Origin of the sequence: Streptomyces sp. NPDC059649, assembly GCF_042734445.1 — a bacterium.
Taxonomy (GTDB): Bacteria; Actinomycetota; Actinomycetes; order Streptomycetales; family Streptomycetaceae; genus Streptomyces.
In genome coordinates, this window is the sequence record NZ_JBHWDV010000010.1 from 163,001 (window position 1) to 179,502 (window position 16,502).

The following is a 16,502-nucleotide window of genomic DNA, read 5'->3' on the forward strand; positions in this document are numbered from 1 at the left end:
CGTATGCGCTGCCGGCCGCCCGGCCGTATGCGCACCACGGGGGGCGCGGGCCCCGGGCCCGTCACGCAACGACTGCACAGACGAGGGATGAGAGATGCGACAGAGCCTGAGGACCTGCGTGCTCATGGCCGCGGCGTCGGGCGTGCTCGGCGCGAGCGGCGGGACGGCGTACGCGGACGCCGGCGCCGGGGGGAGCGCCGCGGACTCTCCGGGGGTGCTGTCCGGCAACAGCGTCCAGGTGAGCGTGGACACCCCGGTCAACGCATGTGGCAATTCGGTCGACGGGGCGGCGGCGCTCAACCCCGCCATGGGCAATTCCTGCGGGAACGGTGCCGCGCCCGCACCGGCCGTACCGCCTCCCCCGGTGGCACAGCGCCCCGGGGCTCCGGAGAAGGCGGCGGAGCCGGTGCGGCGCCCGGAGAAGGCGCCGGCGCGGCACGCGGCCCCGGTGCCGGCGCAGCCGACGCCCGAGAAGGAACGTCCGGCCGGCCACCGGCCCGCGCATGAGCCCGTGCACCGGTCCGCGCCGCGGTCCGTACCGGATCAGCGGATGGGCGCGGTGGCGCGGGCCGGGGCGTCCGCGGGCTCGGCGCTGCTGGCCTCCACGGGCACCGGCGAGCTGGGCACGGCGGCCGGTACGGGCGGGGGACTGCTGCTGGGCGGGGCGCTGCTGCTGCGCAGGGCCCGTACGCGACGTCGTTGAGCGGCGCGGCGGACGCGGATCGCGGGGTGGGGGAGGGGGCGGGTCGCGCCGACGGTGCGAGGTGCTACCGGGGTGTCGGGGTGCGAGGCGGCCGGCCGAGCGGGTCCGGCGGGCCGCTCGGCCTGGGCCGCCCGGTCGAGCCGGCCGTCGGCATCACCGGACGGTTCGACCGCGGGCCGTCGTATCGCTCCCGGCGGGCGGGGCTGCGGCTGGAAGCCGCCCTTCCGGTGGCACGACGGATCGTGCGGATCAACGCGTGAGAATCCGCTCCGGCACGGGAAGGATCGTTCTTTCGCTCATTGGTGGGACCTGCCTCGCCGGGCGTTTGAAGTGCACGGAAGCGGGAGTTCCACGGGGTGGTGCCGGCCGGTTCGGCCTCTGGCAAAATGACGAGAAAGCCGCAAAAGTGATGAGTCGATGAGGTGGGGACATGCTCATTGCGCTGGCGCAGACCGATTGCGTGCTGGGCGAGGTGGCGGACAACCTGAAGACCGCCCATGAGCAGATCGAGCAGGCCGCGGCCCAGGGCGCCGATCTCGTCGTCTTCCCCGAACTGAGCCTGCACGGCTACCACTTGGGCGCGCTCAAGCGCGACGAGTCCATCGAGGCGAACGACCCGCGGCTGCTGGAGCTGAGCACCCTGGGCCCCGACGTCCTCGTCGGCTTCCACGAGCACACCAGCCTGCGCGCGTACAACACCGCGGCCCACTACGCGTCCGGCGCGCTGCTGCACGCCCACCGCAAGCTCTACCTGCCCAACTACCTCGCCTGGGAGGAGCGCAAGCACGTCAGCCCCGGGCAGTCACTGCGCGCCTACGAGCTGAAGCGGTCCCGGAGCGGCGGCCGGGGCGCGACGCTGGTGTGCAACGACGCGTGGCAGCCGGTGCTGCCGTGGCTGGCGGTGCAGGACGGGGCCGAGGTGCTGTTCGTGCCGACGAACAGCGCGGCAACCCTGGACCCCGAGGCGATGGACACCGGCCTGTACTGGGACACCCTGCTGTCCTATACGGCGAAGATGCTGCAGTGCTGGGTGGTCTTCGTCAACCGGGTCGGGAACGAGCACGGTGCGACGTTCTGGGGCGGCTCGCGGGTGGTGGACCCGCGCGGCATGGTGGTGGCGCAGGCCCCGAAGTGGGAGCCGGCGCTGGTCACCGTCGAGATCGACCTCGCCGAGGCGCGCCGCCAGCGCCGGGCGGTGCCACTGGTCGCCGAGGCCAGGCTGGGCCTGATCGACCGCGAGGTGCGGCGGCTGATCGACGAGGGCGGCGACCACTGACCACGGCCGGACGGCCGGCCGGGATCAGCGGCCGGCAGCGGACTCCGCACGGGCCTCTGCACGGGGCGCCTCGGCGGCCCGGTCGTCCTTGAGGGCCTTGGCCTCGGACTTCAGGATCCGCATCGACCGGCCCAGCCCGCGCGCCATGTCGGGCAGCTTCTTCGAGCCGAAGAGCAGCACCAGGACCGCGATGATCAGGATCAGGTGCCAGGGTTCGAAGGCGTTACGGAGCATGGGCGCACTCGCTTCCGTCGGGGTGTCGCCAGGGGGCGGCGGGCGTTCTGTCCAGTATTACCCGGCCGCGCCGGGCGGGGCGGTCCGGGGGGCGCAGCCGGTCCCGGACGGCTGGGCGGGGCACCGGCGGGCCGTACGGACCCGGGCGGCGGTACGCCTCTCCGCCGGTGTGCGGCAACTACGGATGACGGCCTGGAGGACGGCCCGGCGCACCGCGTAGCAAGCGACGGCCGCCCGGCGCCGTGCCTTCCCCGCGGCCCTGCCCTGCCGTGGCATGCCCTGCTGCGGCATCGAACGGAACGAAGTCGTCGAGGTCGTCGAGGCCGTCGAAGGCGTCGGATGGAACGCAGGCATCGGAAGTGCTCCTTGCGGTAGAGGCCCAGGTCAGCGGCTATTGAAAATGGAAACCATTTCCGTATACTAGCCGTCATGGCCCGCAACGAACTACGCCCGGTCGTCAAGCTCCGGTCCACCGCCGGCACCGGATACACCTACGTGACCCGCAAGAACCGCCGTAACGACCCCGACCGCCTGGAACTGCGCAAGTACGACCCGGTGGCCGGCCGGCACGTCACCTTCCGAGAGGAGCGCTGAGCCCCATGAAGCACGGAATCCACCCCGCCTACGGGCCGGTCGTCTTCCGCGACCGGGCCGCCGACCACGCCTTCCTCACCCGGTCCACCGCCACCAGCGGCAAGACCATCGAGTGGGAGGACGGCCACACCTACCCCGTCATCGACGTCGAGACCTCCTCGGCGAGCCACCCCTTCTACACGGGCACCGCCCGGGTGCTGGACACCGCCGGCCGCGTCGAGCGGTTCGAGCGGCGTTACGGCAAGCGGGCCCGCTGATGGACCGGCTGAACGTCGCGCTGGTGGGCGGACTGCACGCGGACGCCCGGCGGGCCACCGTCGAGCGGCTGTTGCACTCCGTCCCCGGCAGCATCGCCCTCCACCACGACCTCGCGTCGGCCACCGACGGCACCGTCCGCCGCACCGTCCGCGACGCCGGCGGCACCCTCGTCACCGGCGAAGCACCGCTGGTCAACGACTGCGCCTGCTGCGCCCTGCGCGAGGACCTGGTGCCCGCACTGGAACGACTGGCCGCCGGCCGCACCTGCCGGCTGGCGGTCGTCGAACTCTGGGACTCCGTCGAACCCAAGGCGATGGCCGAGGTCATCACCTCCTGCGGCAGCGAGAACCTCACGCTGACGCAGGTGATCACCGCCGTCGACCCCGCACTGCTGCTGCCCTACCTCGGCTGCGGCGACGACCTCACCGAGGCCGGACTCGCCGCCGCGGCGACCGACCGGCGCACGGTCGCCGACACCTGGGCCCGACAGCTGGAATACGCACCCGTGCTGGCACTCGCCACCGGCGACGAGCCCGCCGAGCCCGCCGACCTGGCACTCCTCGCCCAACTGCACCCCACCGCCCACCAAGTACCCGTGGCATCCGACCAGTTGGCGGCCGCCGCCACGGCCGGCTTCGACATCGAGGCGGCCGCCGCCCGCCAGCACCCGGCCTGCGCGCTGCTCCCCCAGGAGGCCGACGCGGACGGCGTCAGCACCCTCGTATGGCGGCACACCCGGCCCTTCCACCCCGAGCGGCTCCACACCGCGCTGGAGGACCTGACCTGTGCGGCCGCGCGCAGCCGGGGCCGCTTCTGGTTGGCCGACCGGCCCGACACCCTGCTCTCCTGGGACGCGGCCGGCGGAGCGCTCTGCGTCGAGAACGCCGGGCCCTGGCTGGCCGCACTCCCGGACGCCGCCTGGGAGATGGTGCCGCCGATGCGCCGCGCGGCCGCCGCACTCGACTGGCACCCCGAGCACGGGGACCGCGCCCAGCACCTGGTCTTCACCTCCCCGGGACTCGACCGCGAGCGGCTCACGTCCCTCCTGGACTCCTGCCTGCTCACCGACGCCGAGTACGCGGGCGGCCCACCGGCTTGGAAGAGCCTGCCGACCGCCTTCGACGAGCTCCTCGACCCGGTGTCGTAGCGCTACGTGGTGCCGATGCGTAGCCAGTGGGGGCGCAGCGGTGGCCCGCTGTACGTCACGCCGTCCGGGCTGGCGCCGCTCCCTTACCCGAGGTGAGCGTCCAGTGGCTGAGGCCCCGGCGATTTTCGGCTGGCCGTAGGGCATCGCTACCAGGGCATGGCTACCGGCCGTAGGCATCGCTACGAGCCTGCCGCGGGGTCGACGGCCCTGGAACCCGAAGGGCGTGGCGCACGTCTCTTCCTCGTCCATGAGGGCTTCGGCCCGGACGATCCGTACCAGGTACCGGCGCACCGCATCACGGGCGGCGGCCGGCGATCGATGGTGGGGGAGCGGTTGGGACAGGTGCTCGACAAGCTGTGACGGGAACGGCACCCGTTGTCGTGCACGTGCATCTGCGCATGCATCGGCATGTGAACGCAGCTATGATCCCGGGCAGTTGACACCATTTCTCACCGGGAGAGCCCTGTGCTCCACGCATACAACGGCATGGCCGCAACGGATCTCCATGGCGTGACCTGGCAGAAGAGCCGGCACAGCAACTCCCAGGGCTCCTGCGTGGAGTTCGCCAAACTTCCCGGCGGTGAGATCGCGGTCCGTAACTCCCGCTTCCCGGACGGCCCGGCGCTCGTCTACACCCCGGCCGAGGTACGGGCCATGCTGCTCGGCGTCAAGGACGGGGAGTTCGACCACCTCGTCCGGGACTGAGCGGCCGCCGCACTGGGGGCCGAGCGGCTGCGGGATCGCGGGCCGAGGGACTGCGGGCCAAGGGGGTGCGGGGCTGGGCGGCGCTTGGGCGGCATCGGCACGTGCATATGCCTGGTCGGCAACTGCATATGCACAGAGGGCCCGTCGGAAGTGCACGGAGCGCCCGCCGGAAGGACGGGCGCTCCTCGTTGTACGAAGGGTGGCGGGCACGGCCGGCTACGGCAGCCGGAACAGCGCCCACACGATCTTGCCGTGGGTGACGCCGGAGAGCGGGTGCCAGCCCCAACTGTCGCTGAACGAGTCCACCAGATAGAGCCCGCGCCCCGATTCGGACGCCGAGTCCGCGGCGGAATCCGCCTCGCCGGCCACCGGTGAGTCGTCGCTGGGGTCCCGTACCGCACAGACCAGCCGCTGTGACCAGCGCATCAGATGGAGCCGGGCGGGCGGAGTGGCGTCGGCGTGCTCGGGGGCGGCGAGGATCGCATGCCTCAGGGCGTTGGTGACGAGTTCGGACACCACCAGCGCGACCGAGTCGAAAAGCTCGTCGAGCTCCCAGCCCTGCAGCGTGTCACGGGTGAACTTCCGTGCGGAGCGCACCGATTCGTACCGCGGGGGGAGGGTGCACGACGCGGATCCGGAGACGGCCAGCGGGTCGACGGGAGGAAAGCCCTGCCATAACGGCTCGAGCATGGTCAAAACCTTGGTCCCCATGCGAGGCACTCCTGGCGTTCGCGGACGTCATGACCCTGGCCGGTTCGGCCGGATCTGGCGGATCTTTCACGAGCGTGCATGCGTGCGCCGCCTATCGTTCCCAATGTGCGAGACAGATGCAAGGGCAGATGCACGTGCACGTGCCGCGATTGGGCGGGACCGACACGGTTTGGTGGCAATTATCGCCACCGGTTCTTGTGGAGGGGTTGCGGAAGCGGCTCATATCAGTAACCGGATGAGCACTCAACGAAGCCTGAACGTGGCAGACTGCGGCCCACCATTGGACGGGGTGGGTCACAGGAGGGTCAGAGAGGTGTCCGCAAGTGAGTCGAGCGGGTCGGTGGTGCGGCGGATCCTGCTCGGGTCGCAGCTTCGCCGCCTGCGTGAATCCCGTGGAATAACCCGCGAGGCAGCCGGCTACTCGATCCGTGCGTCCGAATCCAAGATCAGCCGGATGGAGTTGGGCCGGGTCAGCTTCAAGGCACGCGACGTCGAGGACCTGCTCGTGCTGTACGGAGTCAGCGATCCGCAGGAGCGCGAGGCGCTGCTCTCCCTCGCCCGCGAGGCCAACGTCGCGGGCTGGTGGCACAGTTACACCGATGTGCTACCCAGCTGGTTCCAGACGTACGTCGGCCTGGAAGGAGCCACTTCGCTCATCCGCGTCTACGAAGTCCAGTTCGTCCACGGGCTGTTGCAGACCGAGAGCTACGCCCAGGCCGTCATCCGGCGCGGTATGCCGGGCGCCTCGCCCGCCGACATAGAGCGCCGGGTCGCGCTGCGCATGGAACGCCAGAAACTGCTCGTCGCCGAGCGGCCCGCGCAATTCCACTGCGTACTCGACGAGGCCGCGCTGCGCCGTCCGTACGGCGAACGCGAGGTCATGCGCGAGCAGGTGCGGCATCTGATCGAGGTTTCCGAGCGTCCCAATGTGCGCCTCCAGGTCATGCCGTTCAGCCTGGGCGGGCACGCGGGCGAATTCGGCGCCTTCACCATGCTCGGATTCCAGGAATCGGGACTCCCGGACGTCGTCTTCCTGGAACAGCTCACCAGTGCACTGTATGTGGACAAGCCCGAAGAAGTGGCCCAATACGCACGGGTGATGGACCGGCTCCAGGAAGAGGGGCCCGGTCCGGCTGAGACCAGAGACCTTTTGCGTGGTCTGCTCCAACTTATGTGACGTCTATCCCAAGTCATGTGACGCGTCGGTAGGATGCGCCCCATCAGGAGTCAGCACCCCCCAACTAGGCGTCGTACGCGCCCTGTTCTCCAGATCGGGATGGCATGTCCTACTTCGACGAGTTGGCCCATCAGTTCATCGACGGTGAGTGGCGCTCCGGAAGCGGCTCGTGGGACATCGTCGATTTCAATCCCTACAACGGCGAGAAGCTGGCCTCCATACCCTGCGCCACGGTCGAGGAAATCGACCAGGCCTACCGTGCCGCGGAGCGCGCGCAACGGGAATGGGGCGCGGTCAACCCGTACACCCGGCGGCTGGTCTTCGAACGCGCCCTGCGGATCATCGACGACCGCGAGGAGGAATTGTCCGAGGCGATCGCCGCCGAGGTCGGCGGCACGCGCACCAAGGTGGGCTTCGAGCTGCACCTGGCTCGGGAATTCCTGCGCGAGGCGATCCAGCTGGCGCTGCGCGCCGAGGGCCGCATCCTGCCGTCGCCCATCGACGGCAAGGAAAACCGCCTCTACCGGCTGCCGGTCGGCGTCGTCGGCGTGATCAGCCCCTTCAACTTCCCCTTCCTCCTCTCGATCAAGTCCGTCGCGCCGGCCATCGCGCTGGGCAATGCGGTGGTCCTCAAACCGCACCAGAACACCCCGATCTGTGGCGGCGGGCTGGTCGCCAAGCTCTTCGAGGAGGCCGGGCTGCCGGCCGGCGTGCTCAACGTCGTCGTCACCGACATCGCCGAGATCGGCGACGCGCTCATCGACCACCCGGTGCCCAAGACCATCTCCTTCACCGGCTCGGAGAAGGTCGGCCGCCATGTCGCCACGGTCGCCGCCGCCCACTTCAAGCACTCGATCCTGGAACTCGGCGGCAACAGCGCGCTGGTCGTCCTCGACGACGCCGATGTCGACTACGCGGTGGACGCCGCCGTCTTCAGCCGCTTCGTGCACCAGGGCCAGGTCTGCATGGCCGCCAACCGCATCCTGGTCGACCGCGCCGTCGAGCGCGAGTTCACCGAGAAGTTCGTCGCCAAGGTGGCGTCCCTCAAGGTCGGCGACCCCACCGACCCGGGGACCCATATCGGCCCGCTGATCAACGAGGGCCAGGCCGAGGCGGTGGCCTCCCTCGTGGACCGCGCGGTCGCCGAGGGCGCCTCGGCGCTGCTGCACGGTGAGACCCGGGGCACGCTCGTCGCCCCGAGCGTCCTGAGCGGCCTGCCCGACGACTCCCCGCTCCTCACCCAGGAGATCTTCGGCCCGGTCGCGCTGATCGTCCCGTTCGACGGCGAGGAGGAAGCCGTACGGATCACCAACTCCACGCCGTACGGGCTCAGCGGGGCGGTGCACACCGGCGACATCGAGCGCGGGGTGCGGTTCGCCAAGCGCATCGACACCGGGATGTTCCACGTCAACGACGCCACGGTCCACGACGAGCCGATCGTCCCCTTCGGCGGGGAGAAGAGCTCGGGGGTCGGCCGGCTGAACGGGGACGCGATGGTGGAGGCCTTCACGACCACCAAGTGGATCTCCATCCAGCATGGGCGGTCGGCGTTTCCGTTCTGAGGGTTCTGTTCTCAGCGTTCCGTTCCCGGGGTCTCCGTTCTCGGGGTTGCTGTTCTTAGCGTTCCGTTCCTCGGGTCTCCGTTCCCGGGGCTCCTGCTCTTGGGGTTTCGGTTCTTGGGGGCGGGAGGGCGGGAGGGCGGGTGCGGGCGGGGTGGGGCGCCGGGGGCTGGGCTGCGGCCGGGTGGGGCTCGGTGCGGCGTGGCAGGGGTGCGGCGGGGCTGTGGGGGCGGTCGGGGCGGGTTGGCGGCTGGGTGTGGTGTTGGGGCGGGTGCAGGGGCTGGGCGTCGGGCTAGTTGGGCGTCGGGGTGGTGCGGGGCTGCGTTGGTTTAGGGGCGGTTGGCGGGGTGGGTCGGGGTCGGGGGCGTGGGGTTGGTGCGCGGGTGCCTTCGGGCCGGGCTGCCTCCTTCTTTTCCGGCAACGATTACGGAGCGTGGTTTTGTTCCCGTGAGCGTAGCAGAGAGTAGTTGAAGTGTGTGGGGGAGTGTGGGGGAGTGGGGGGCGGTGCGGGCTTCGAGGGTGGGCGAAGCGGGCGGGGCGAGGCGTGTCGTGAGGGGCCGCGGAAGGCGCTCCGGGAGGCGCCGCGGAGGAGGGTTTTAAAGAGGACACGTCCTGTCCGCTATGGGGGCTAGCTTTGGGGGTGTTGGAGGGCGGCGGCTCGGTTTGGGTCGGGTGTCCTTGGGTGTGTGGTGTGGAAGGTGGATGGCATGCCTACTCATGTTCTGGCTGAGGCTCATGGGGACGAGACCGGGGCGCTGCTGGCCTTTTTGGAGGCGCAGCGGGGCGGGCTGCGGAGGGCCGTTCTGGGGCTGACCGACGAGCAGGCGAACCAGCGGCCGAGTGCGAGTGAGCTGTCGCTGGCCGGGCTGGTCAAGCACGTTGCGGAGACCGAGCAGGGCTGGGTGGAGACGGCGCAGGGGCGGCCGTTCTCCGTCGAGCGGTCGCAGGACACCTGGCACCTGTCGTTCCAGCTGGTGGACGGCGAGACGGTGGCCGGGGTGCTGAAGTTCTGGGATGACGTCGCCCGGCGGACCGAGGAGTTCGTGCGGTCCGTGCCGAGCCTGAACGACACGTTCCCGCTGCCCGAGGCGCCGTGGTTCCCGAAGGACGCCCGGCAGTCGATGCGCTGGCTGCTGCTGCACCTGATCGAGGAGACGGCCCGGCACGCCGGCCATGCGGACATCATTCGGGAGTCGCTGGACGGTAAGACCGCCTTCGGGCTGGTGGACGAGGAGCGGCGGCAGGCCGGGACGGAAGGGTAGAGGGGAGGGGAGGAGAGGGGGGAGCTGCGGCGTCCGTGGTGTCCGTGGCGTCTGTTCCCCTGCGTTCCGGGGTGCCGATGGGCGTTCTAGGGTGTCCGGTGGGCGTTCTAGGGTGGTCGTGAGGGGTCGGGCGTCGTCCGGGCGTCGTCTGGTGACGGCCCGGCCGGCCGCGATGCCGAGGCGATGTGTCGTCGAGGCGACATGCCGTCGGGCGACGTGGCGCCGAGGTGACAGGGACGCGAGGGGTGCGATGTCGGCGATCCGGCTGCTGGTACTGGGCGCCGTGCGGCAGCACGGGCGGGCGCACGGCTATCAGGTGCGCAACGACCTGGAGTACTGGGGCGCCCATGAGTGGTCGAACGCCAAGCCCGGCTCGATCTACCACGCCCTCAAGCAGATGGCCAAGCAAGGGCTGCTGCTTGCGCACGACATCGCGCCCAGCACCGCCGGCGGTCCGCCGCGTACCGAGTACGAGCTGACCCAGGCGGGCGAGGCGGAGTATTTCTCGCTGTTGCGGGAGGCGCTCTCCCGGGCGGACCAGAAGGTCGATGTGCTGAGCGCCGGCGTCGGTTTCGTCGTGGACCTGCCGCGGGACGAGGCGGTGGCGCTGCTCAAGCAGAGGGTGCGGGCGCTGGAGGAGTGGCGGTCCACGGTCACCGAGTACTACACGCCGGAGGAGGGGCCGGGCCAGCTCGGCCACATCGGCGAGATCATGAACCTGTGGGTCCACTCGGCGGACAGCGGTGCGGCGTGGACCCGCGGGCTGATCGAACGGATCGAGGGCGGGGCGTACGTTTTCGCCGGCGAGGGGGAGCCGTTCGTCGGGGTGCTCGCCGAGGGCGAGGAGAACCCGTACGCGACGGGGGAGCCTCATCCCGGGGATCGGCGTTAGTCGACCTTTCCCCGACCGACCTTTCCCCGACCGACCTCTCCCCGACCGACCTCTTTCTGACCGACCCCCTTCTGTCCGATCCCCTTTCCGTCCGACCCCCTTCTGTGCGGGGCGGTGCTTCCTGAACGCCTAGTGGTGGAATGCCGTGGCCAGGCGTTCCGGGCGGTCCAGGGGGGCGGACTGTTGGCGGAGTTCCGGGAGGAGTTGCGTCAGGTCGGTGAGGAAGAGGTCGGCCAGGTCGTGGGAGAAGCCGTTGCGGCAGACGATCCGTAGGACGGAGAGGTCCTCGCGGTTCGGGGGGAAGGTGTAGGCGGGGAGCAGCCAGCCGCGTTCCTTCATGCGGCGGGAGACGTCGAAGACGTCGTACGAGGTGACGTGGTCGGCCGTGGTGAAGGCGAAGACGGGCAGTTGGTCGCCGCGGGTGAGGAGGGTGAAGTCGCCCAGTGCCTCGATGCGTTCGGCCATGGAGCGGGCCACGTCGCGGGTCGCCTGCTGGACGGCGCGGTAGCCGTCCCGGCCGAGGCGGAGGAAGGTGTAGTACTGGGCGGCGACCTGGGCGCCGGGCCGGGAGAAGTTGAGGGCGAAGGTCGGCATGTCGCCGCCGAGGTAGTTCACCCGGAAGACCAGTTCCTCCGGGAGGGCGTCCATGTCGCGCCAGAGCGCCCAGCCGACGCCCGGGTAGACCAGGCCGTATTTGTGGCCCGAGGTGTTGATGGAGGCGACCCGGGGGAGCCGGAAGTCCCAGACGAGTTCCGGATCGAGGAACGGCGCGATCATCGCCCCGGACGCGCCGTCCACGTGGACCGGGATGTCGAGGCCGGTCCGTTCCTGCACCTCGTCGAGGGCGGCGCAGATGTCGGCCACCGGCTCGTAGGAGCCGTCGAAGGTGGAGCCGAGGACGGCGACGACGCCGATGGTGTTCTCGTCGCAGAGTGCGGCCGCGGAGGCCGCGTCCATGTGGAAGCGCTCGCCCTCCATGGGCACCAGGCGGGCCTCCACCTCCCAGAAGTTGCAGAACTTGTCCCAGCAGACCTGCACGTTGGCGCCCATGACGAGGTTGGGGCGGGCGTTGGCCGGGTAGCGGTCGGCGTTGCGGCGCATCCAGCGCCGCTTGAGCGCCATCCCGGCGAGCATGCCGGCCTCGCTCGACCCGGTGGTGGAGCAGCCGACGGCGGACGACGGGTCGGGTGCGTGCCAGAGGTCGGCGAGCATCGCCACGCAGCGCCGTTCGAGTTCGGCGGTGCGCGGGTACTCGTCCTTGTCGATCATGTTCTTGTCCCGGCACTCCGCCATCAGGACCCCGGCCTGCGGCTCCATCCAGGTCGTGACGAACGTGGCGAGGTTGAGCCGGGCGTTGCCGTCCAGCATCAGCTCGTCGTGGACGAACTGGTAGGCGGTGTGCGGGGCGACCGGCCCGTCGGGCAGGGTCGTGCGGGGTGGCGAGGTCTCCATGCCGGAGATCGGGTCGGCCTCGCCGTAGAAGGGGTTGACCGGGCCGGCGGTGCGCTTCTCGTCGGACTTCGATGCGCCTTTGTGCAGAGTCAACTGTCGCCCCTTCGCGTCATGTTGCCGGCGCCAGGCCGTGCTTGATGGCTTTGGTGAACTTCACGACGCGCTCCGCCTGGATACGGGCGGCGGTGCGCGCGTCCTCGTCGGGCGGGGTGTCCGGGCCGCCGACGTGGGAGGTGCCGTACGGGTTGCCGTCCCGGTACTTGGCCGGGTCGGTGTAGCCGGGAGTGACGAGGATGCCGCCGAAGTGGTGGACGGTCTGGTAGAGCGCCAGCAGGGTGGACTCCTGCCCGCCGTGCCGGGTGGCGCTCGCGGTGAACCCGCTGTAGACCTTGTCGGCCAGTCTGCCCTGGTGCCAGAGGCCGCCGAGGGTGTCGAGGTACTCCTTGAGCTGGGCGCTGACGTTCCCGAACCGGGTCGGTGTCCCGAAGATCACCGCGTCGGCCCAGAGCATGTCCTCGGGGGTGGCTTCCAGGATGTCCGCGGTGGCCTCGGCGTTGGCCGCCCACGCCGGGTTGGCGTCGATGGCCGTCTGCGGCGCGAGTTCGGCGGTCCGCCGCAGCCGTACGTCCGCGCCCGCGTGCTCGGCGGCGTCCGCGATCCACTGGGCGAGCGTGGCGATGGTGCCGGTCGACGAGTAGTAGATGACGGCGACGTGCACGTCGTGCGCGGGCAGGTGCATACGGCATACCTCCTCATGCCCGACGATACGGGCATACGGGCATGAGGAGGGGGTAGCCAGTACCGTCGGCCGGTCGGCCCGCCCTGATGGCTCAGGCGTCGGCGAGTGTTCCGTTCTTGACGGCGTCGACGAAGGCGGACCAGTACGGGGCGCCGAAGGTGAGCACCGGGCCGTGCGGGTCCTTGCTGTCCCGGACGGGGACGAGGCCGGGGAGGTCGTCGCGGACTTCGAGGCAGTCGGCGCCGTCGGGGTTACTGTGGCTGGACTTGCGCCAGACCGCAGAACGCAGGTCAGGCTTGTTGCTGGGCTTCATCTCTGTATCCCCTTGCCGCTTCCTCGTCGGGGTCCTTGCGAGGAGGCATGGTTCACCACCTGTTTCGTCGGGTCGCCTGGCGCAACCCAATTGCCTTCCGCGCTACGCACGTTGGCGGCACGCTGTGAGGGATTCGTCACACAGCGCACGGAAGGGTGCCCAGCCCATGCTCAGCCATTTCCACCATGACCACGACGTCCACGACTGCACCGAGGCGCTGCGGACCGCCCTCCGTGCCCACGACATCACGTTGCCGTCGCTCGGCGTCGATCTGCCGGGGCTCGCGGGGGAGTTACGCGCTGCCGCTGGTCGCGCTCGGGAACTGCAACACCGAGACGGCCCGCCGGCTCACGGATGTGCTGCACAAGGCGGCAGCGCGTTAGCCGCGGAAGCACAAGGCTTCAGCTCGCGCTGGCCAGGGACAGCTTCGCGGCGAAGCCGAGGAAGGCCGCGCCGGCGCCCGCGGACAGGCCCGCGGTCAGGCGCCGGCGGCGGCGGAAGGTGGCCGCCAGGTACGTACCGCTGAAGATCAGGATCGACAGGTACGTGAGGCTGAACAGCTGGGCCCAGGCGCCCAGGGCCAGGAACGACAGCACCGGGTGGGCGTAGGACGGGTCCACGAACTGCACGAAGAAGGAGATGAAGAAGAGGATCGCCTTGGGGTTCAGGAGGCTGACGATCAGGGCGCGGCGGTAGGGGCGTTCGGCGGCTTCCTTGCGGGACGACGCCGCAGGTGTCGCAGCAGCACCGGCCGGTTCCGACGTCTCCGCGTCGCGCGTCGCCTGCCGCGCCTCGCGGCCGCGCCACAGTGCCCAGGCGCCGCGCAGCATCCCGACCGCGAGCCAGGTCAGATAGCCCGCGCCGGCGAACTTGACGATGCCGAAGAGGACCGGGCTGGCCTGCAGCAGGGAGGCCACGCCGCCCGCGGAGAGCGTCATCAGCACCGTGTCGCCGCACAGCACGCCGGCCGCCGCCCGGTACGCCACCCGGGGGCCGCGCCGGGCCGCCACCGAGACGACGTACAGCGAATTGGGCCCCGGCAGCAGAATGATCAGCGCGAGCCCGACCAAATATGTCGACAGATCCGTTATCCCCAGCATGGGCGGAAGGATCTCACCCCCGATTCCGCGGCCCCACCGCTTTTCAGGATCCGGACTTGCACCTCACGCGGCGTGAGGACACATCGTGGAGTGCGTACCGAAGAAGGGAGCGGAAGTGAGCTATTCGGTAGGGCAGGTCGCGGCCTTCGCCGGGGTGACGGTGCGCACCTTGCACCACTACGACGAGATCGGGCTGTTGCACCCCGGTGAGCGCAATCACGCAGGTCACCGCCGTTACGGCGACGACGACCTGGACCGGCTGCAGCAGATCCTGTTCTACCGCGAGCTCGGCTTCCCGCTCGACGAGGTCGCGGCCCTCCTGGACGATCCGGGCGCTGATCCGCAGGAACACCTGCGGCGCCAGCACGATCTGCTGAGCGCGCGGATCGGCAAGCTCCAGGAAATGGCCGCGGCCGTCGAACAGGCCATGGAGGCACGCAGGATGAACGTACGGCTCACACCGGAGGAGAAGTTCGAGGTGTTCGGGGATTTCGACCCCGATGCCTATGCCGCGGAGGCGGAGGAGCGCTGGGGCGGGACGGACGCCTACAAGGAGTCGCAGCGCCGGACGGCGGCGTACACGAAGGAGGACTGGAAGCGGCTGATGGCGGAATTCGACGCCATCCACCGCCGGATGGCCGATCTGCTCGCGCAGGGCGTGCCGGCGGATTCGGAGGCGGCGATGGATGTCGCGGAGGAGCACCGGCAGTTCATCGGCCGCGGCTATTACGCATGCTCCTACGAGATGCACACCGGGCTCGGCGAGATGTACGTCGCCGATGAGCGGTTCACCGCCACCTATGAGGCGATCCGGCCCGGGCTCGCCGTGTACATGCGGGACGCGATGCTGGCCAACGCGGTCCGCCACCTGTGATCCGTACGGGCCGGGGCAGCGCGGTTCTCCGCCGGGTGCCCCGGTCCGTACGGCGCGTGTCCGGGCACCCGACGGCCGGGGCGTCGGCTCAGCCCATGGGGGCGATCACCACGGCGGTCCCGTAGGCGCACACCTCGGTGCCCACGTCCGCCGCTTCCGTGACGTCGAAGCGGAACATCAGCACCGCGTTCGCGCCGCGCGAGCGGGCCTGCTCGATCAGCCGCTCCATGGCCTGGTTACGGGTCTCCACGAGGGTCTTGGTCAGCCCCCGCAGCTCGCCGCCGACCAGTGACTTCAGGCCGGCGCCGATCTGGCTGCCGAGGTGGCGGGAGCGCACCGTGAGGCCGAAGACCTCGCCGATGACCCGTTCCACGTGAAACCCGGGGACGTCGTTCGTCGTCACCACCAGGACGTCGGCCTGTGCGTGCTGTCCGCCGCCGTAATCCTCGATGCCCATCGGTGCGCACCTCCTCAGAGGTCAGGATCACCCGGGTCCGGGGGCACGGCCAGCGGTGGGGAGCGGTCGGGTGGGGCGCGGGGCGGGGCCTGGGCGGGCGCCTGGAACCAAGGGGGGCCGCGGGGCGTTGATAGCTTTGGGCCGACACCCGGCGCCCGCGCCCGTCCACAGCTCGTACCCCAGCTCGTCGCGCACCGCACGATCCGGCGCCCTCGACCCAGGAGCCTTCACCCCGTGAATACTCTCGCGCTCGGCCCCCAGTGGCTGGACCCGGACTATCTGATCGCGACGTTCGGCCTGATCGGCGTCCTGGTCATCGTCTTCGCGGAGTCCGGACTGCTGATCGGCTTCTTCCTGCCGGGCGACGCGCTGCTGTTCACCACCGGTCTGCTGGTCACGACGAACAAGATCACCCAGCCGTTGTGGGCGGTGTGCGTACTGATCGTGCTCGCGGCGGTCCTCGGCGACCAGGCCGGCTACCTCTTCGGCCGCAAGGTGGGGCCGTCGCTCTTCAAGCGGCCCGACTCCAAGCTGTTCAAGCAGGAGAACGTGGTCAAGGGCCATGAATTCTTCGAGAAGTACGGCCCGAAGTCGCTGATCCTGGCGCGCTTCGTGCCGATCGTCCGGACGTTCACGCCGATCATCGCGGGCGTCAGCCGGATGAACTACCGCCCCTTCCTCACCTTCAACCTCATCGGCGGCGCGCTGTGGGGTGCGGGGGTGACGGTGATGGGCGCGCTGCTGGGCAATATCGCGTTCGTCCACAAGAACATCGAGATGATCCTGATCGCGATCGTGCTGATCTCGGTCGTGCCGATCGTGATCGAGTTCCTGCGCGCCCGCGGCAAGGCGAAGAAGGAAGCCCCGGCCGCCCCGGCCGGCCCCCGCCCGCACGGTGCCACGGCGACGGCCGCCGAACCGGCCCGCCGCGGCCGTCACGCCAAGCGCTGACCGGTACGCCGCACCTCACCACCGACGCCAGCCCCCTCCGGCCTTCCCTTCTCCCCCCAACGGGAGGGGACGGGCCGGAGGGGGCTGGTGTGTGGGCT

Annotated in this window: 21 protein-coding genes and 1 pseudogene; 14 read left to right on the plus strand and 8 right to left on the minus strand. The window is 70.3% G+C overall.

The window, feature by feature from the left end; genetic code table 11:
• Positions 1–94: 94 nt before the first annotated feature.
• Both ACFV1J_RS14920 and ACFV1J_RS14925 read left to right on the plus strand, forming a co-directional pair.
• Positions 95–703 carry a chaplin gene (locus ACFV1J_RS14920; protein WP_385857887.1) on the plus strand — a complete coding sequence of 203 codons (609 nt, stop codon included), beginning with the start codon at positions 95–97 and terminating at the stop codon, positions 701–703.
• A 430-nt stretch (positions 704–1,133) separates the two neighbouring features.
• A complete protein-coding gene (locus ACFV1J_RS14925) occupies positions 1,134–1,979 on the plus strand; it encodes a nitrilase-related carbon-nitrogen hydrolase (protein ID WP_385857889.1) in 846 nt (281 codons plus the stop codon).
• A 24-nt stretch (positions 1,980–2,003) separates the two neighbouring features.
• Here the strand turns inward: ACFV1J_RS14925 and tatA are convergent, their stop codons facing one another.
• Together tatA and ACFV1J_RS14935 are read right to left on the minus strand one after the other, a co-directional pair.
• On the minus strand, positions 2,004–2,213 hold the full coding sequence (tatA, locus tag ACFV1J_RS14930) for a Sec-independent protein translocase subunit TatA (protein ID WP_385857891.1): 210 nt from the start codon (positions 2,211–2,213) through the stop codon (positions 2,004–2,006).
• Between the two features lie 57 nt (positions 2,214–2,270).
• Positions 2,271–2,567, minus strand: coding sequence for a hypothetical protein (locus ACFV1J_RS14935; RefSeq protein ID WP_385857893.1), 297 nt, complete (start codon positions 2,565–2,567; stop codon positions 2,271–2,273).
• 75 nt (positions 2,568–2,642) lie between these two features.
• Here ACFV1J_RS14935 and rpmG point away from each other — a divergent pair, with 75 nt between their 5' ends.
• The 5 genes from rpmG to ACFV1J_RS14960 all read left to right on the plus strand — a co-directional run bounded on the left by rpmG (position 2,643) and on the right by ACFV1J_RS14960 (position 4,917).
• Positions 2,643–2,807 carry a 50S ribosomal protein L33 gene (rpmG, locus tag ACFV1J_RS14940; protein WP_052861459.1) on the plus strand — a complete coding sequence of 55 codons (165 nt, stop codon included), beginning with the start codon at positions 2,643–2,645 and terminating at the stop codon, positions 2,805–2,807.
• A gap of 5 nt (positions 2,808–2,812) precedes the next feature.
• Positions 2,813–3,064, plus strand: coding sequence for a type B 50S ribosomal protein L31 (locus ACFV1J_RS14945; protein WP_385857896.1), 252 nt, complete (start codon positions 2,813–2,815; stop codon positions 3,062–3,064).
• Complete coding sequence (locus ACFV1J_RS14950; RefSeq protein WP_385857899.1) at positions 3,064–4,212, plus strand: CobW family GTP-binding protein; 1,149 nt, start codon at positions 3,064–3,066, stop codon at positions 4,210–4,212. Before ACFV1J_RS14945 ends, ACFV1J_RS14950 begins: the two co-directional genes overlap by 1 nt.
• Positions 4,213–4,368: 156 nt before the next feature.
• A complete protein-coding gene (locus ACFV1J_RS14955) occupies positions 4,369–4,572 on the plus strand; it encodes a hypothetical protein (protein ID WP_385857900.1) in 204 nt (67 codons plus the stop codon).
• Between the two features lie 105 nt (positions 4,573–4,677).
• Complete coding sequence (locus ACFV1J_RS14960; protein ID WP_385857902.1) at positions 4,678–4,917, plus strand: DUF397 domain-containing protein; 240 nt, start codon at positions 4,678–4,680, stop codon at positions 4,915–4,917.
• Between the two features lie 216 nt (positions 4,918–5,133).
• Here ACFV1J_RS14960 and ACFV1J_RS14965 read toward each other — a convergent pair whose 3' ends face one another.
• Positions 5,134–5,628, minus strand: coding sequence for an ATP-binding protein (locus ACFV1J_RS14965; protein WP_385857904.1), 495 nt, complete (start codon positions 5,626–5,628; stop codon positions 5,134–5,136).
• A gap of 313 nt (positions 5,629–5,941) precedes the next feature.
• On the opposite strand from ACFV1J_RS14965, the gene ACFV1J_RS14970 reads away from it, so the two are divergent.
• From ACFV1J_RS14970 to ACFV1J_RS14985, 4 genes are all read left to right on the plus strand, one after another.
• Positions 5,942–6,805 (plus strand): helix-turn-helix domain-containing protein, encoded by an 864-nt coding sequence (locus tag ACFV1J_RS14970; protein WP_385857906.1) that lies wholly within the window; start codon positions 5,942–5,944, stop codon positions 6,803–6,805.
• A 104-nt stretch (positions 6,806–6,909) separates the two neighbouring features.
• Positions 6,910–8,367 carry an aldehyde dehydrogenase family protein gene (locus ACFV1J_RS14975; protein ID WP_385857908.1) on the plus strand — a complete coding sequence of 486 codons (1,458 nt, stop codon included), beginning with the start codon at positions 6,910–6,912 and terminating at the stop codon, positions 8,365–8,367.
• Positions 8,368–9,071: 704 nt separating this feature from the next.
• On the plus strand, positions 9,072–9,626 hold the full coding sequence (locus ACFV1J_RS14980; RefSeq protein ID WP_385857910.1) for a DinB family protein: 555 nt from the start codon (positions 9,072–9,074) through the stop codon (positions 9,624–9,626).
• A gap of 250 nt (positions 9,627–9,876) precedes the next feature.
• Positions 9,877–10,518, plus strand: a complete 642-nt coding sequence (locus ACFV1J_RS14985) for a PadR family transcriptional regulator (RefSeq protein ID WP_385857912.1) — start codon at positions 9,877–9,879, stop codon at positions 10,516–10,518.
• 129 nt (positions 10,519–10,647) lie between these two features.
• On the opposite strand, the gene ACFV1J_RS14990 is transcribed toward ACFV1J_RS14985, so the two are convergent.
• The 3 genes from ACFV1J_RS14990 to ACFV1J_RS15000 all read right to left on the minus strand — a co-directional run bounded on the left by ACFV1J_RS14990 (position 10,648) and on the right by ACFV1J_RS15000 (position 13,022).
• Complete coding sequence (locus ACFV1J_RS14990; protein WP_385857915.1) at positions 10,648–12,063, minus strand: glutamate decarboxylase; 1,416 nt, start codon at positions 12,061–12,063, stop codon at positions 10,648–10,650.
• A 16-nt stretch (positions 12,064–12,079) separates the two neighbouring features.
• Positions 12,080–12,709 (minus strand): NAD(P)H:quinone oxidoreductase, encoded by a 630-nt coding sequence (gene wrbA, locus ACFV1J_RS14995; protein WP_385857917.1) that lies wholly within the window; start codon positions 12,707–12,709, stop codon positions 12,080–12,082.
• Positions 12,710–12,800: 91 nt separating this feature from the next.
• Positions 12,801–13,022 carry a DUF397 domain-containing protein gene (locus tag ACFV1J_RS15000; protein ID WP_385857919.1) on the minus strand — a complete coding sequence of 74 codons (222 nt, stop codon included), beginning with the start codon at positions 13,020–13,022 and terminating at the stop codon, positions 12,801–12,803.
• Positions 13,023–13,188: 166 nt separating this feature from the next.
• Between ACFV1J_RS15000 and ACFV1J_RS15005 the strand changes: the two are divergent.
• Positions 13,189–13,405 (plus strand): annotated as a pseudogene (locus tag ACFV1J_RS15005) (hypothetical protein).
• Positions 13,406–13,423: 18 nt separating this feature from the next.
• Here the strand turns inward: ACFV1J_RS15005 and leuE are convergent.
• Complete coding sequence (gene leuE / locus ACFV1J_RS15010) at positions 13,424–14,122, minus strand: leucine efflux protein LeuE (protein WP_385857921.1); 699 nt, start codon at positions 14,120–14,122, stop codon at positions 13,424–13,426.
• Positions 14,123–14,237: 115 nt separating this feature from the next.
• On the opposite strand from leuE, the gene ACFV1J_RS15015 reads away from it, so the two are divergent.
• Positions 14,238–14,996 carry a MerR family transcriptional regulator gene (locus ACFV1J_RS15015; RefSeq protein ID WP_385857923.1) on the plus strand — a complete coding sequence of 253 codons (759 nt, stop codon included), beginning with the start codon at positions 14,238–14,240 and terminating at the stop codon, positions 14,994–14,996.
• Positions 14,997–15,084: 88 nt separating this feature from the next.
• Here ACFV1J_RS15015 and ACFV1J_RS15020 read toward each other — a convergent pair whose 3' ends face one another.
• A complete protein-coding gene (locus ACFV1J_RS15020; RefSeq protein WP_385857925.1) occupies positions 15,085–15,453 on the minus strand; it encodes a YbjQ family protein in 369 nt (122 codons plus the stop codon).
• 234 nt (positions 15,454–15,687) lie between these two features.
• Here ACFV1J_RS15020 and ACFV1J_RS15025 point away from each other — a divergent pair, with 234 nt between their 5' ends.
• Positions 15,688–16,404, plus strand: a complete 717-nt coding sequence (locus ACFV1J_RS15025; RefSeq protein WP_385857927.1) for a DedA family protein — start codon at positions 15,688–15,690, stop codon at positions 16,402–16,404.
• The last annotated feature ends 98 nt before the right edge of the window (positions 16,405–16,502 follow it).